This is a genomic window from Anabaena sp. 4-3 (assembly GCF_001597745.1).
In the GTDB taxonomy this organism is placed as follows: Bacteria; Cyanobacteriota; Cyanobacteriia; order Cyanobacteriales; family Nostocaceae; genus Trichormus.
In genome coordinates this window covers 156,603-171,893 of sequence record NZ_LUHJ01000013.1, presented here as the reverse complement: position 1 = coordinate 171,893, position 15,291 = coordinate 156,603, and the positions used below count along the sequence as shown (strand labels likewise).

The 15,291-nt window shown below is 43.0% G+C and carries 14 protein-coding genes and 1 tRNA gene; 6 read left to right on the top strand and 9 right to left on the bottom strand.

Annotated features, from left to right (window positions below):
* Window positions 1-438: 438 nt before the first annotated feature.
* Together A3775_RS02900 and A3775_RS02895 are read right to left on the bottom strand one after the other, a co-directional pair.
* Window positions 439-512, bottom strand: a tRNA-Pro gene (locus A3775_RS02900).
* Window positions 513-702: 190 nt separating this feature from the next.
* Window positions 703-1,254 (bottom strand): GNAT family N-acetyltransferase, encoded by a 552-nt coding sequence (locus tag A3775_RS02895; protein WP_066381575.1) that lies wholly within the window; start codon window positions 1,252-1,254, stop codon window positions 703-705.
* Between the two features lie 537 nt (window positions 1,255-1,791).
* Between A3775_RS02895 and A3775_RS02890 the strand changes: the two genes are divergently transcribed.
* Together A3775_RS02890 and A3775_RS02885 are read left to right on the top strand one after the other, a co-directional pair.
* Window positions 1,792-2,511: a hypothetical protein gene (locus A3775_RS02890; RefSeq protein ID WP_066381573.1), complete on the top strand. Its 720-nt coding sequence runs from the start codon at window positions 1,792-1,794 to the stop codon at window positions 2,509-2,511.
* 154 nt (window positions 2,512-2,665) lie between these two features.
* Window positions 2,666-3,598: an alpha/beta fold hydrolase gene (locus tag A3775_RS02885; protein WP_066381572.1), complete on the top strand. Its 933-nt coding sequence runs from the start codon at window positions 2,666-2,668 to the stop codon at window positions 3,596-3,598.
* Between the two features lie 106 nt (window positions 3,599-3,704).
* On the opposite strand, the gene tsaD is transcribed toward A3775_RS02885, so the two are convergent.
* The gene (gene tsaD, locus A3775_RS02880; RefSeq protein WP_066423755.1) at window positions 3,705-4,754 is read right to left on the bottom strand and encodes a tRNA (adenosine(37)-N6)-threonylcarbamoyltransferase complex transferase subunit TsaD; all 1,050 of its coding nucleotides are present in this window, start codon (window positions 4,752-4,754) and stop codon (window positions 3,705-3,707) included.
* Between the two features lie 177 nt (window positions 4,755-4,931).
* Between tsaD and A3775_RS02875 the strand changes: the two genes are divergently transcribed.
* The 3 genes from A3775_RS02875 to A3775_RS02865 all read left to right on the top strand — a co-directional run bounded on the left by A3775_RS02875 (window position 4,932) and on the right by A3775_RS02865 (window position 6,404).
* On the top strand, window positions 4,932-5,426 hold the full coding sequence (locus A3775_RS02875; RefSeq protein WP_066381568.1) for a Photosystem I reaction center subunit III: 495 nt from the start codon (window positions 4,932-4,934) through the stop codon (window positions 5,424-5,426).
* Between the two features lie 38 nt (window positions 5,427-5,464).
* Complete coding sequence (psaJ, locus tag A3775_RS02870; RefSeq protein ID WP_006276004.1) at window positions 5,465-5,614, top strand: photosystem I reaction center subunit IX; 150 nt, start codon at window positions 5,465-5,467, stop codon at window positions 5,612-5,614.
* 271 nt (window positions 5,615-5,885) lie between these two features.
* Entirely contained in the window at window positions 5,886-6,404 is a 519-nt protein-coding gene (locus tag A3775_RS02865) for a photosystem I reaction center protein subunit XI (RefSeq protein ID WP_066381566.1), read from the top strand.
* 262 nt (window positions 6,405-6,666) lie between these two features.
* Here the strand turns inward: A3775_RS02865 and gmk are convergent, their stop codons facing one another.
* The 5 genes from gmk to hetZ all read right to left on the bottom strand — a co-directional run bounded on the left by gmk (window position 6,667) and on the right by hetZ (window position 12,770).
* Complete coding sequence (gene gmk, locus A3775_RS02860; RefSeq protein ID WP_066381564.1) at window positions 6,667-7,269, bottom strand: guanylate kinase; 603 nt, start codon at window positions 7,267-7,269, stop codon at window positions 6,667-6,669.
* A 168-nt stretch (window positions 7,270-7,437) separates the two neighbouring features.
* The gene (gene remA, locus A3775_RS02855) at window positions 7,438-7,704 is read right to left on the bottom strand and encodes an extracellular matrix/biofilm regulator RemA (protein WP_066381562.1); all 267 of its coding nucleotides are present in this window, start codon (window positions 7,702-7,704) and stop codon (window positions 7,438-7,440) included.
* A 309-nt stretch (window positions 7,705-8,013) separates the two neighbouring features.
* Complete coding sequence (locus A3775_RS02850; RefSeq protein WP_197480080.1) at window positions 8,014-10,338, bottom strand: DUF3488 and DUF4129 domain-containing transglutaminase family protein; 2,325 nt, start codon at window positions 10,336-10,338, stop codon at window positions 8,014-8,016.
* A gap of 256 nt (window positions 10,339-10,594) precedes the next feature.
* Complete coding sequence (locus A3775_RS02845; RefSeq protein ID WP_066381558.1) at window positions 10,595-11,371, bottom strand: PatU; 777 nt, start codon at window positions 11,369-11,371, stop codon at window positions 10,595-10,597.
* Window positions 11,372-11,564: 193 nt separating this feature from the next.
* Window positions 11,565-12,770, bottom strand: coding sequence for a heterocyst differentiation protein HetZ (gene hetZ, locus A3775_RS02840; RefSeq protein WP_066381556.1), 1,206 nt, complete (start codon window positions 12,768-12,770; stop codon window positions 11,565-11,567).
* 206 nt (window positions 12,771-12,976) lie between these two features.
* On the opposite strand from hetZ, the gene A3775_RS02835 reads away from it, so the two are divergent.
* The gene (locus A3775_RS02835) at window positions 12,977-13,450 is read left to right on the top strand and encodes a hypothetical protein (RefSeq protein WP_066381555.1); all 474 of its coding nucleotides are present in this window, start codon (window positions 12,977-12,979) and stop codon (window positions 13,448-13,450) included.
* A gap of 494 nt (window positions 13,451-13,944) precedes the next feature.
* Here the strand turns inward: A3775_RS02835 and sds are convergent, their stop codons facing one another.
* Window positions 13,945-14,916 carry a solanesyl diphosphate synthase gene (gene sds / locus A3775_RS02830; RefSeq protein ID WP_066423754.1) on the bottom strand — a complete coding sequence of 324 codons (972 nt, stop codon included), beginning with the start codon at window positions 14,914-14,916 and terminating at the stop codon, window positions 13,945-13,947.
* Between the last annotated feature and the right edge of the window lie 375 nt (window positions 14,917-15,291).

The following is a 15,291-nucleotide window of genomic DNA, read 5'->3' as shown; positions in this document are numbered from 1 at the left end:
TGTATTATTCACTACGCATTAATGTAGATGCTGATTATATCTAGCTTATTTTTGAGTTCGCCAATGCCATTCTATTGTCCTTACTCGATTTTGAGTGACGTTATGCAGTCGAAAATCGTTCCACCTAGTTTGGAGATGTTAAATAATTCCTGTTCTACACAAAATTTATCTGCTGTGTATTGTTCTTTCAAGAAAAATTTTTTTCTTATTGACATAAATTAAACTATGCTGCTGAACAAATAATTAGTATCTTACGCAAAAACACAGTTTAATTTAGTATTTTTTTGATAAATTTAATTTTCCGTGCTACTTAGCCGTAATTTGAATAATCACCTCCAAGTCAAAATGTCCTCATCTATGATTCGACTGCTACACCTGCCTATAGAAAAACCCCATATCTTTTAACAGATTGGGGTTTTTTCAATTCAGATTTTAATATCGGGATGACAGGATTTGAACCTGCGGCATCCTGCTCCCAAAGCAGGCGCGCTACCAAGCTGCGCTACATCCCGATGAATAGGTTAATCTTGACTTATTTTAACACAAAAACTACTAATTGCTAGATGAAAGCATTTAATTGTAGTTTTTTCTAAAATTGACAAGCATTCTAGCTTAAACTTAACCGGAAATTAATCTAGGTTAAACACATCATATCTATTATAGCTGACTTTTTTGTAGTCAGCTATATTTTTTTTGGGAAATTTAATGAGGATACCAAAACATCCCTTTGATACCTTCGGGATCTGGCATAAAGCCCATAGAGCGATAGAAATCAACCACATGAGGGTCGGCAAAAAGAGTTACATTACTAATCTCTTCGCTTCTAAGTTTTTTGAGTACATATTTCATCAATGCCTTACCCAGTCCTTTACCTTGAAAGTCTGGGTGAACAACCACATCCCAAATAGTGGCATTAAAAGCATGATCTGAGGTAGCACGGGCGAAGCCAATGAGCCGTCTGTGGTTTCCTCGCACCTGCCACATTGAGGCCACAAGAAAACTATGTTCAATAGCTTTCTTGACTTTTCTCAAAGGACGACGCGACCAACCAACAGCATCACACAGTTCTTCTAGTTCATACAGATCGATGTCTCGCTCTGTGCTGAAAACAATACGTTCTGTAATCCGTGTAGAACCGGAGTTATCGCTATTAGCGTTAGAGTTGCCCGTAGCGTCTAGGGTATCCTCTCCAAAAGAGGAGTTTCTACTAGTCGCAGATTCAGAAGCACTAAACCAAGTTTTCCAAAAACCCATGCCAACGTGGTTCGGGTAGTATAACTGAATTGATTTCCACTTTGACATTCCCACGGCTAGCAGCGCGTGGGATTCTTCAGAGGAGTTGAAAAGTGTTAATTTACGTCTGACAGTGCAGTACCATTTTTTTAGCCTTACCCTCAAAATTATGGGGGTATTTTCGGAATGATCAATAGTAACAGGCAGTGAAGACGTGTTTCACACAAATCCTTGTCAAAAAAATTAGTAATAATAGCAAATAACTAATAATTACTAATCTGAATCGGTCGTGTCTCCAGGTTTATGACCTTTTACCGTACCAATGGCATTGTACCATAAACTCGGTATTTTGCTTACCTTACCTCAACTGCGTTATAGCTAGGGACTGCGCTCAACATTTTTGTTCAACTTATCCCTTATCCCTTATAAATGAAGGGATTAGTTAATGGGTAGTTGGGCATGGTGAAATTACTGAGTTGCCATTGACAACAGCCCCACAGGGAATGATCAGTTCCCCAGTATTCAGGAAACAAAAGCAAGTGAGTCTTACCCCCAACGATGGCTTCTGGTTTAAAATCTTCCACACTGGAACTTCTCAAACGCTTTAATCGCGCGTTTCCCCAGTTTTATGAGCAATTTGTCAGCAGTGAGATTCAGCTGCAAAATTTGCGGCTAGCCTATCGCCTTTATAAAACCAAGCGTGCCGTAATTGAGTTGAAGCCGGAAGGTAGTAAAAGTGCCTTACATTTTGCCTACCGCAATCAATCATTTCTCCTGAGTGATATTTTTGGTGTGTTGGCTGCTTATGGTCTGACTATCCACAGTCTGAGTCTCTACGGACAGATTCGCCCACCAATGTTAGTATTTATCAAACTGTTGGTTTCTCGTGGTAGCAAAGCTTTGACAGAGAAAACCGCAGAAAATGTCTGTCGTGCCATTCGTGAGGCTTTGGGAGGACGGTTTGAGGTAGAAGAAATGCTGGCAGTAGAATTTAACCTGGATGTAGGTATAGAACAGGTACAAACTGAGTTCTATGTTGATCCGGTGTTTCATCTCCCGGCTTTAGTGATTGAGGCTGATAATCAAGCGGGATTATTTTATAAAGTTATGTATGCCATTTGGCAAGAAGACCTTTTGGTTGTCAATGCCAATTTGTTGGTTTGGCGGGGACGTACACGGTTAATTCTTTACTTGTTGGGGCCTAACGAAAGTTTGATTCCTGAGTACCTAGGACACAAAATTGCTGAAGGAATGCGTCAGAGATTGTTGGGTAATTAGTCAATTACTCATGAAAATTCACAGAAGATCGGTAATTGTGTAGGCATCGAACCCTCTTGCCCCATTCCCGATTTTCACCACAAATTGTGAATTTTTCACAGCTCTGTCTGGGTTTGTATTTGGTCGCACCCACCCTTGAGGGTACGATATAAATATGGCAACTATTGAAATCTTGGGCGTTCCACACGCATACCAGCTAACAGCTCCCACATCCTGTCCCGATGCGTTAGTTTTCATCCACGGTTGGCTCAATAGTCGTGGATACTGGCAACCTGTAATTTCCCGCTTGTCAGGTGATTTGCAGTGTCTGTCTTATGATTTACGAGGCTTTGGCGAGTCTCAGTCGCCGCTAGAAACTGACTCTAGTCAAGCTGAACGTTCTGTCAGTTTGTCTGCGAATTCAATTCGGGCAATGAGTTCATCGTTGGAGTCTCTCCACACACCAGCTGCCTATGCTCAGGATTTAACAATTCTTTTGCAACAACTAAATATCAATAGTGCTTGGCTAGTTGGTCACTCTTTGGGAGGAACGATCGCTCTCTGGGCAGCTGCTCAAATGCCGGCAATTGTCAAGGGTGTCATCTGTATCAATGCTGGTGGCGGTATTTACCTCAAAGAAGCTTTTGAGCAGTTTCGTACCGCAGGACAGCGATTTTTACAAGTCCGTCCCCGTTGGTTATCCCAAGTACCTTTGATTGATTTATTATTCACCAGAGCTACTGTCTCTCAACCTTTAGATCGTTATTGGGCGCGTCAGCGAGTGATTGATTTTGTCGTGGCTGATCCCGAAGCGGCTTTGGGAGCATTGTTAGAGTCTACCACTGAGGAAGAAGTCAACCGTTTACCCAAGTTAGTCTCTCAGTTACAACAGCCAGTGTATTTTTTAGCTGGTGCTGATGATAAGGTGATGGAACCTAAATATGTTCGTCATTTAGCTAGTTTCCATAAGCTTTTTCAATACTGTGGCTACAATGTGATTGAAATTCCTAATTGTGGACATCTGGCAATGCTGGAACAGCCTGATGCGGTTGCTAATCATATTCGGGCGATTGTGACACAACAGGAATTAGTGGGTAATAGTCATTAGTCATTAGTCATTAGTCATTGGTCATTAGTCATTGGTCATTAGTCATTGGTCATTGGTCATTAGTTTTTCTCCCCTGCTCCTCTGCTCCGAAAGCTCTCCTGTTTCCTTAAGACTCTGGTTGATATAACTTCATAACTTGAGTCAATGGTAGCCGCGACTCTACGCCTAAGTTTAGGGGGGATGTGTGACCACGAGATAAATGATCGGCGGCGGCGCAGGCAATCATCGCGGCGTTATCGGTACAAAATTTTAAGGGGGGAAACAGCACTTGCAGGTTATGTTGAGTCCCTGCGGCTTGTAGGTGTTTTCTTAAGCCACTGTTTGCTGCTACTCCACCACCGACAGCAATTGTATCTAAGCCGTGATCGATAGCACAGGCGATCGCTCTTTTGGTTAAGGCTCTGGCTACGGTTTCCTGAAAACTCGCCGCTACGTTTTCTACTGGTACTTGTCCCTGCTCTTTTTCTAGTTGCTGTACTAAACGCAGTACCGCCGTCTTTAACCCGCTAAAACTCGCATCATAAGGGTGAAATCCACCCTGTGGTAAGGAGACTTTCCCTTCTGGCAATGTAAAAGCTTGGGGATCACCCATTTGCGCCAGTTGATCAATGATTGGCCCACCAGGATAACCCAATTTTAACAGCCTAGCCACTTTATCATAGGCTTCTCCGGCAGCATCATCACGAGTTTCGCCCAAGGTTTCGTATTTACCACAATCTTTAACATAAATCAAGCTTGTATGTCCGCCGGAAACCAGTAAGCTAAGAAAAGGGGGATCTAAAGTTGGCTCACTCAAATAAGTGGCGTAAATGTGACCTTCGAGGTGATGAACTCCCAAAAATGGTTTATTGTACAAGATTGCCAAAGTTTTGGCGGCGGTTAATCCCACTAATAAAGCTCCCACCAGTCCAGGGGCGCAAGTGGCGGCGATGCCATCAATGTTTTCCCAATCTAATTGGGCTTGCTCTAAGGCTTGAGCGATCGCTCGATTTATTGTTTCCAAATGTTGACGCGAGGCTACTTCAGGTACTACCCCACCATACTGCTGATGTACTGGGATTTGCGAGGCGATGACGCTGCTGCAAACTTGACGATTCTTAACAATTGCCACGGCAGTTTCATCACAGCTAGTTTCTATTGCTAAAACAGTTGTCATTTCCGGGGTCTACCACAAACGAGACTTGTTTGAGAAGCTTTAACTTTTATTTACTTTAACTTTACTCGATTCCCGGCCAAGAGTATGATGACTTGCTAGTTAAGCAAATAAAGACTGTACAAGCCGCTTCGTTTTGTACAAGTAACTTTTTCTTTTGTAATAAAAGGAAACATATCCATGCAAAGATTGTTTGCTTTGATTTTAGTGATTTGTCTTTCATTCAGTTTCGCCCCTCCTGCGAAAGCCCTAGGAGCGAACCTCACCCCCTGTAAAGACAATCCTGCATTTCAAGCATTGGCACAAAATGCCCGTAATACTACAGCCGATCCCGAATCTGGTAAAAAGCGTTTTGAACGTTATTCTCAGGCACTATGCGGCCCCGAAGGCTATCCTCACTTGATTGTGGATGGTCGTTTAGACCGGGCTGGCGACTTCCTGATTCCTAGCATTCTGTTCTTGTACATTGCTGGTTGGATTGGCTGGGTAGGTCGCGCTTACTTACAAGCTATCCAAAAAGCATCTGACACCGAGCAGAAAGAAATCCAAATCGATTTGGGTTTAGCACTGCCTATCATTGCTACAGGCTTTGCTTGGCCAGCCGCAGCAGTCAAAGAGTTGCTGTCTGGCGAGTTAACTGCTAAAGACTCAGAAATCACTGTTTCTCCCCGTTAATTCAGCTTAGTTCACTCACTTGTTTTGGAGGCTCAATCATGGCGGATAAATCTGACCAAAGCAGCTATTTGATTAAATTCATTTCCACCGCACCTGTTGCAGCTACTATCTGGCTGACAATCACAGCAGGCATTTTAATTGAATTTAATCGCTTTTTCCCTGACTTACTTTTCCATCCCCTACCATAGTTTCAAACCGGGATTTTAAAACAGTTTAATCTGTTGCTTTATGCCTAAAACTGTGTGGTTAATTTGCTTAATCTCATTAAGTAAATAATCGCTCAGATAGGCAGCAAAATTAGTTTTTTCAACCTCGTAATGCTGTTACAGCTTACGAGTTTTATATTTTTTCAATTATTAAATTAAGTTTTCTAAACTTGCCTAGCAAAAAACATCTTTGGCTACAATGATTATTAATATAAAAATGCCAACATTCTAATTTGAGAGGCAAACAGAAAATATGGTGCAAGCAGTAGACGCATCCAAAAATCTTGCTAGCGATCCTCGAAATCGGGAAGTTGTTTTTCCCGCCGGACGCGATCCACAAATTGGGAACCTGGAAACTCCAGTTAATGCTTATCCCTTAGTTAAGTGGTTCATTAACAACTTACCTGCCTATCGCCCTGGTTTAACTCCTTTTAGACGCGGACTGGAAGTTGGGATGGCTCATGGCTACCTGCTGTTTGGCCCCTTCGCTAAATTAGGCCCACTGCGTAATGCCACTAATGCGAACTTAGCTGGATTGCTGGCATCGATTGGCTTGGTGGTAATTCTCACAGCTTGTCTATCTCTATATGCCAACAGCAACCCCCCCAAAGCACTTGCTAGTGTAACAGTACCCAATCCTCCAGACGCTTTTAGCTCCAAAGAAGGCTGGAACAACTTCGCCAGTGCTTTCTTAATTGGTGGTATTGGTGGTGCAGTAGTAGCTTACTTCTTAACCAGCAATTTAGCGATTATTCAAGGTTTCTTAGGCTAAGAAGTTGTTAGTAATTGGGCATTGGTGATTGTCTCTCATTTTTGACTAATACCGATGCCTGATTACTAAACTTTTTCAGTATCTCCCTTCTCTACCAGAGGCTGCGCTCACAGGTTTGCAGTTCTGACAGCTTTGGCAACATTCGCAACGAACTGCTGAGGGTGTCTGTGTCGTCCAAAATCGCTTCGGAAACACAAAGACACAAGATTCATGCTCTCAGAGATTTGGCAGTCAAAATGCTGGGCTGTGATTGTCAACAGCTCTATGATCCAAAAACTGCCGTTTCAATGGCATGGAGAGCAGTTTCAAAATCGTCATTGACGATTTGGATATCAAATTCATCAGCCGCTTGAATTTCTGCGTGGGCGCGTTGTAGACGACGGGCGATCGCTTCTTCCGAGTCTTGTCCCCGTCCCCGGATGCGTTTCTCTAACTCCTCAAAGGAAGGCGGCAAAATAAAAATGCTCAAAGCTTCCGGGAAAGAAGCACGAATTTGTCTTGCTCCTTCTAGTTCAATCTCTAGTACCACTTTTTGGCCGGACTGAACTTGATTCAGCACTGCCTCACGGGGAGTACCGTAGTAGTTACCAGCAAATTCTGCCCATTCTAAGAATTCGCTTTGAGCAACTAATTGTTCAAACTTACTACGACTAATGAAGTAATAATTTTTGCCATCAGTCTCCCCTGGACGGGGGGCGCGAGTTGTCGCGGATACAGAGTAATACAGTTCCGGATGACGCTGTAAGAGCGATCGCATTAAAGTTCCTTTACCTACCCCACTAGGCCCAGTGATCACAATTAACTTGCCTGACAACGGTGTTTCTTTGGTAGTAGCACAACTCTGGATTGGTAAAACTTGCATCATCCGATCAACCTGTGAATTAATCAAAAAACATCATTCGTAAATTAGTAATTTAATCTGGTGTGGGTTGCCAGAGCAATCCTTAACTGACGAATTTGTAGCAGGAGTGACAGAAACCTGATCTAATTCACATGGTACTGCTGATGAGGTGTCAATAGAGAAGACACCTGATCAATTCTCTACCGTATGATGATCCCGCGAAATCACGAAGCGATTCGCTACCGTTTCTGGTTGAATCGCTGACAAAATTACGTGACTGGAATCGGTGATGATCACAGCCCTGGTGCGGCGACCATAGGTCGCATCAACTAGCTGTCCTCTGTCCCTGGCATCGGTAATAATCCGCTTAATCGGGGCAGACTCTGGACTAACAATGGCAACGACTCGATTGGCTGAGACAATGTTACCAAACCCAATGTTAATTAACTGTACATCCATAAAAAAACTGACACCCTATGTGGTGTACTAAGCTAGTAAGGAATTTATTCCCATGTTATCCCTAAAAAATGGCAGTTACAACGCATTCCATCTAGCTAGATTGAGTTTTTTAATAAGAGCCGCTTTTTTTAAGAGTTTCTACTTTAAATAGCCGCAAAATATGCCTTAAGAGACAGGAAAAACTATACCAATTAGCGGTAGTGCTACGTTGAATTACTAATAGTATCAAAAAGTTATTTGCTCTTAGCGTCATCTTCCCCAAGATATGAATATTTTGGGGAAGTTTATCAGCATGATTTAATCAAGTTATTATCTATGATTGTCGCGAGACTTTTTCATCTGCTGCCATTTTTGCCACAGTTGATCTAAGTTCGGAGTATGACCGCCATAACGCCAACTAACGTAAGCTTGGCAAATCTCATTGATTACCTGAGCATTTGCCGGGGTATGATGCTGTGATGATATTTGGGCATACTCTAAAGGTGTCTGTGCTGGATGCTTACCTAGACCTTTTTGATCTGCCCATTGCAGCATTTGTTGATAGAGACGTTCCATTGGGGGTAATTTACGCCAGCGACGACGATTTACTGACTCTCGCCACTGTACCCAACCTAGCCAACCTAAAAAAGCGGTGCTAGTGGACAAAATTAAGCCTGTTAAGATACCTACCCAACCTTGAGTAAATAACGCGAAAAACCAAGCGATCGCTTTACCAAACCAGCTAAATATTGTGCCAAATACGGTGTTAAGAAAACCTGTCACCGGTGAAGGTAGCCACCCCGCCACCCAATGCCAAAATTGACGTAATACACTAAAAGTCTGAGTTTCTTCAATTGATGGCGGTATCAGGGGATGATTGGGAATCGGGTCAAAGGTAAACCAGCCATATTTGGGGAAATAAACTTCTGTCATGGCGTAAGCGTCTGTATTCTTCACCACATACATCCCTGTAAACGGATTAAATTCCCCTGCACCAAACCCAGCTACTAGCCGCGCCGGGATACCAATGGAACGCAGCATGACTGTGAGAACTGTTGAGAAGTGGTCTGGATAGCCGCCTTTATGTTTGAATAAAAACGCTGTTACCAAGTCTTCGTCTTCTGCCAAATACGGTAAATCTAAAGGATTGTCAGGGATGGAATAATTTTGCTTGATGTATTGAGCTAAATACAAAGCTTTTTCGTAGGTTGAATCTAAGGATTTCTCTGATTTTCCGACTCGTTCCCGATTGTAGTTAGCTAAAATTTCTTCGGTGCGCTGCTTAACTTTGGCGGCAATTTCTGGGGGAATTTGCAGGTAATACTTTTCGATATTGCGAGGATAATTTGTCCCGGCTTTTCCTAATAATGTGCGATCGCGGTATGGTACGTCAGAAATGACTGTATAAGTCAAGTCTTCTGATAATCCCACAGGCGATCGCAAGCCATTTTCCTTGTCAACGGCGATCATCGGTGTGGGAAAATAAATCTCCCTGGGATACGACATCGCCGGAATCAGGTTAGGTAAGTCTGATACTATAGTGTATGTTTGTACTACTTCCCTGGATTTACCAGAAATCGGTGGCGGTGATAAATAAATTTGATAAGACCAAGGCGATCGCCTGATGGTGGTGACATCATCATTGCGGGACACCTCCCAACCTTTACCTGTATAGCGGTCAAAAGCCAACACCCGCCAAAATCCCTCAGCTTGCGATCGCACCCGCATCACCACCTTGGGTGTCATTTCTCCCCGCAGGTTTTGGTTAATCTTGCTATTAAAACCGTAATAAAAGCCGCTATCTACTTGTCCTGGCTGACCATTGTCACTTGCTTCTCCACTATTACCATTACCTTGATTGTCAGCATTACCTTGGCGGACATAACCAGGATTAATAATCGTGCGACCAGTAAAACCGCCTTTTACCTCAATCGGAGAACTTACCGGAAAAGTCCGCAGTTGATAGCCAGGGAAACGGGGTAAAAACGCAAATACTACCAACCCCAACCCCAAAACTACGGTAAACAGTAACAAATAAGCAGGTAAACGTGAAGATAATTGAAATTTGCTTGACTTTTGGCGTTTGACTTTTACTTGTTCTAAGCCTAACTGTGAACGGTAATTAACAACTAAAGTCGGGAGAGCGATCGCTAAAAATAATAATAATATGGGTGCGAATGCTAACGTTTGACTCAGCGTTGCCGCCACACCCAATAAAATTAAACCAATAATTATGGAATAGCCCAAGTTTCTGCGTCGAGGCGCATCAAAACTATGGAGGATTTGCAATTGAATTAACAACTCCGCCAAAGCCAAGCGCGTATCATTTAATTCCCCAAATAACCGTCCAAAGAAAGCACCCAAGGCCATTAACATCCCAATGGCAATGCAAAACTTGACGGTGACATTAGGTTGACGACGACGGTAATAACTCCAAGCTGCCCCCAAAAAACTCAGTGGTACTGCCCACAGACTAAATGAAGTATCGGCGGCGACATCCATCGCCAAAATACCTGTGATTACCAACGCTAGCACTAATACCCGCAAGGAAATAGAGTCTTCCACTTCCTCCAACGGCGAACCCTGGTAATAACGTCGCCAGTTCAAACTTACAGGTAGATGCCAAAATCGATTCAACCTGGTGAAATTAAACATTTCCAATGACAGTAAAGCGATAGAGTAGATGCTTATACAGACAAACTTTCGGGAAGTTCCTATGAGAAAACAGGAACTCCCCGAAAGCAGCCTTTGGGAGTAATAGATTGCTTGTTAATTTTCATTCTCGTTGCGGGTAATTATTGTAGAAGCCCTAATGACCGCTTGTTGAGAAAAATTTCAGATGCAAAACCAAGATAATTTTCTTATCTATTGGCGTTGATCAATCATCTTGTGCTAGCGATGGTAATCTCAGCTAGACTTGAGGATTAATCACGAACAACAAGGGTAGCGGATCGATGTCTGGACACTCAACTTCTAAAGTATAAGTTGGGTGTAGTTGCTTGCAGGATATTTCTACACTCAAGCTACCAGGATTTAATGACTGTGCCATTGCAATAGAATCATTACCCCGCAGTGTCAAGATTCCTTGAGCAGGTAAATCACCATGAACACGCAACTGTGTCATGTCACCTTGGGAGTAGTGTTCCACTCTCAAAGTTAAAGCACCTGCGCTGGTCAGCCAAATTCTTTCTACTACTGGATTAATTGGTGAGACTGTGAGGGTGAGATTATCTAGTATTTGTTTAGCAGCCATTAAGGACAACGCCATTTGTTGACGCGACCCTAAGTCTGAATAATCACTCTGAATATTGGGCATGGTATCCAGAGTAGACACAGACCTATAGCTGCTGCGTAACACCAGACCAGCGATATCGTTGAGTGTGTGGGATTCGTTGGGAAACAAACCTTCCACCACTTGGACTAATTTTACCCCTGTTGGTAGCGAAGATGCCACTATTTGTTGACATCTGGCTAATAATTCTTGAAATACTTTCTCTGGTAGGGGAATAGGCAGATTCAGCTTTGATTGCTGTGCCATCCACCCCCAGTTAGGGGTAATAGCCAGTGATGGCTCATCAAAAGTATCTGGGTAGTCTACTATTTGTGTTTCCCAAGGGAACAAAGGTGGGTGATTTTCGATGTGAATTTTTAACCGTTGTTTGATCACGGTTTGAAAACGTTCTTGCACAGTAGGAATTTCTCCCTATAAAAAGGTTTGGGGTTGCCTTTTCAACATTTGGCTTGCCACCTTTTACTGTGGAGCTTGGTTGAAAAGGATTTATCCCTCGTAGACTGCCTCATAATCTACCAAATAAGTCTCATGTTTATTCACACGATTGGCAAATAAACCGAGTAGGTAGCACAGTAAGCATTCTGAGTTACTATTCATGAGTAGATGCACTTGATCCGGACACTAAAGAATTACGTATTTCCCAAGCTTGTTCTAAAATTTTAAACCAACGTTTTTGTAGTTGTGCCATTGATAGACCTAAAGTTTTAGCAATTTTGTCGTCGGGTTGTCCTTGCTGCTTCAACTGTAGTAAAGCCCTTTGTTTCTCATCTAATTGGGCGTTGTAGGCTTGCCATTGCTGAGGAGTTAAGCCTAAATTTGTTTGCAGCGAAGCTTCCAGCCACTCATGTACTAATTCCCAACGGTGTAGTAAAGCAAACCGAATCAAATGATACTTAAAGCGTTGTTGTAAATAGTCTCGCTGACGTGGTGTTAAACCTAGAGCATTTTCAATTTCCTGGGCTGACATATCTTGGAGGCGCAACGAAAAGTAGTCAGCACAGTCTGATTGTTGCCGTTGTTCTAGGTAGCTCATTAATTCTGTAATCACTACAGACCGTAGAGTGTCTTCTTCTGGTTCGGGTTCGGGTTGGGTAGCCATTGCGGAACGCAACTGCTGTACTGCTGGTTCTTCCCAAGAACCATCGCCTTCATTGCTGCTACCTTCTGCTGCTTGCTCAATGTCTACGCTAGTTTCTGGGGGTTGCTGTTGAGAGAAGGTTTGAGCGCGCAGAATAATCAACTGTTGTTGACGACCTGGCAGGGGAATCCGGCGTTTTGCGTAACGTTCTGTGAATGCCATATATTCCGCCAGTTCCAGCAGAGTTTGAGGACGATAGGTGGGGCCGAGTTGGTTTTCGCGACGGAAGGCGTTTAAGGCTTCTAAATAAAAACTTTGTAGGAAATCTTCAATGATAGTCAGCCGCCCTTGATAACTTAATTGGCGTTGGGGAGGATTAATGTAACGATAAATAATTGCACTTAGTGTACTATGTAATTCAACCCGACCTCGGTTGGAACCTAACTGATAGTATCTCAAACACTGTTGTAGTCGGTGTTTAGCCAGGTTCATCGCCGAACTTTCCACAGCCCCGGAAGCTTGAATACGTTTACTTTCGTGGCAAATCCGGTATACTTCGGTGGTGATGCGTCCTGCTACATCGCGGCAATTCTGATCTGAAGCCTTGGTGAATTGTTGAAATTCGTTATAGGCAAGTTGAAAGATTGCCTCGACACCGATAGAGTTTTCTCCCAGAAAGTTTGCGGTTGGAATAGTTGCTGTTGCGGCTGAATTCATAGTCTTGGTACTCAAAAGACCCTATAGATAAGTTAAATAGAAGCGGCGACAACTGTGGGTATTGGCTGTGTGGTTTTGCGTATAAGCTAAACGCATACCCATCCTTGGTTAAGGATATGGTGGATTTGATTATTCCCGAATTAAATGGGATTAATTATTTGCGATAAATGTTGTTGCCATTACCCAACAGACGTTAACAAGTCATGATGGATTTAGAAGCACAAATTCAATTGCTGATTAACAATGCACCCAAAGATGGTGTAACACCAAATCTTATTGCAGCAATTGCTCCTACGCTTGTGGCGATCGCTCAACGATTACGCTACTCCCAATACTATATTCTCCAAAATTCGGAGGGTAGTTGGGTGTTAACTACATTGAGCCATCGTGCCAACCCCGGAATTGAAAAGCGTATTGTTTATGCTTTTCCTACCATACAAGATGTCACCCTAATCTCACCTGCTGGGCTAGACCCTCACATCACCCCCAAAATTGTCCCTGTGACCCATATTTTGTTCCAATTGGTGGCATTAGAACCCGTAGATAGTATCGTTTTTTTGGAAACGCCGGGTACGACCACTCACTCCTATGAAGTACAGCGTTCTGAGTTCCAAAAACTCATACAAAAACAGTTGCAACAGCAGCGTCCCAGTAAAAACATACCCCCTAATATTGCTTAAAAAAATTTTGGATGTTGGATTTTTTCAATACATTCCAACATCCAAAATTTTCCGTCTCCAAAATTTCCGAAATTTTTGACTGCAAATCGCAAATTTTAAGATTACCACACAAATGGGTTGAAAGCCCTCTCCTATAAGGAGGGTTGTTTATGTTATGATATTTTCCCGCCGATAGCAATAGTCACGCCGAACTAAATTCCAAGTTTGATTGCACTGGCGAAAAATAATTGAACTATTGACGTTAAAAAATCCCTGTCAATGAGAACCCACTTTTATTAGTACGGGTTGATCTTCGACAGAGATGGCAATGCTGCTACTAATATCTTGAATTTAGCCTGAAGTGCCGTAGGGCATACGAGAAATTGGAACTGTGATCCGAACGCTACGGAAGATGCAACCGTTGATTAACCTCTACTTTGTCTGAAGGAATCCTGTCAAAGCCAGTAGGGTTGATGAGCGAAGCATCCCCTAGCCTTGAGCCAGGGGAGGGTCAACTAATATAACCGGCTCAGTGCATATTCAGCGATATTGATCAACGCCTGGTGAGATTCTGAGGGCGGGAGAACAGCTAGATTGTCAATTGCTAGCTTAGTATGATGAGCTGCTAAATCCCGCGCTTGCTGTATTCCTTGACTATCTTCAACCAAGGACAAGGCTTGTTCTATATCTCCTTCTTGAGCGAATTCTCGCTCTATCAGCACCTCTAGGTGTGGTTTTTCCCCTAGGGCAAACAATACAGGTGCCGTGAGATTACCGCTTTTTAAATCCGATCCTACTGGTTTACCCAAGGTGTCGGCGGTGCTAGTGAAATCCAAAATGTCATCGACAATCTGAAAGGCTATACCCAAATGACGACCATAGGCATACAAATGTTCGGCAACTTCTGAGGCAACTTCACTCAGTATTCCCGCCGCTTTTGAGCTGTTGGCAATCAGCGAGGCGGTTTTGTAATAGCTTTTCTGGAGATAGGTATCCAGTGAGATGCTAGTGTCAAAGCGATTCATTCCTTGCTGAATCTCTCCAGTAGCCAGATCCATAATCACTTCTGAAAGTAGTTTGACTACTTCCAAGTTGTCTAGGTTCGCTAAGTACCAGGAAGATTGAGCAAACAGAAAATCTCCGGCTAAGATGGCAATGCGATTGCCAAACAAGCTATGCACCGTAGGCACGCCTCGCCGGACTTCTGATTCATCTACTACATCGTCATGTACTAAACTGGCAGTGTGAATCATTTCTGTAATTTCTGCCAGGCGGCGGTGACGTTGTGTAATCTCTTGATCTAACATTGTCGCCCGCGATATCAACAGCACGATTGCTGGTCTGATACGCTTTCCCCCAGCCCCGAATAAATGTTCGGCGGCTGCAAACAGAATGGGGTGGCGATTTCCAACTAGCTGTTTGAGGTTATCTGCTAGTATTTGCAGGTCTCCTTCCACAGGGGTAAACAGGGAGGTGGCTGGGGTCATGGATGGGCGGACTCTGACTTTAGTTACGAAAATTTACATATTCTAATAATCATTTTAAAATAACGCCGTGCCAGCGCAAAGTTTTGCTCATCAGAATACTCTCGAATTTAAGCCATAAAATGCTCACTCTTGCACGAGGGTGTAAGGGTATCAGGGTATAGGAGTGTCAGGTTTTTGAACACTCCACCCGAAAGATAAGTATTTTATATGTATTTGTCCGTCTTTTGCAGCTAATTCACTGCCAGTCTGATGATGAATATGTTTTAAATTTCAAAAATAACAAACGTAAATATGATCGGCAGTTTTCTGATATCGAAGGCTATTGTCGAATGAGCGAGTATTTTGTCAAGTTACTTACTATTTTTTATACTCAAT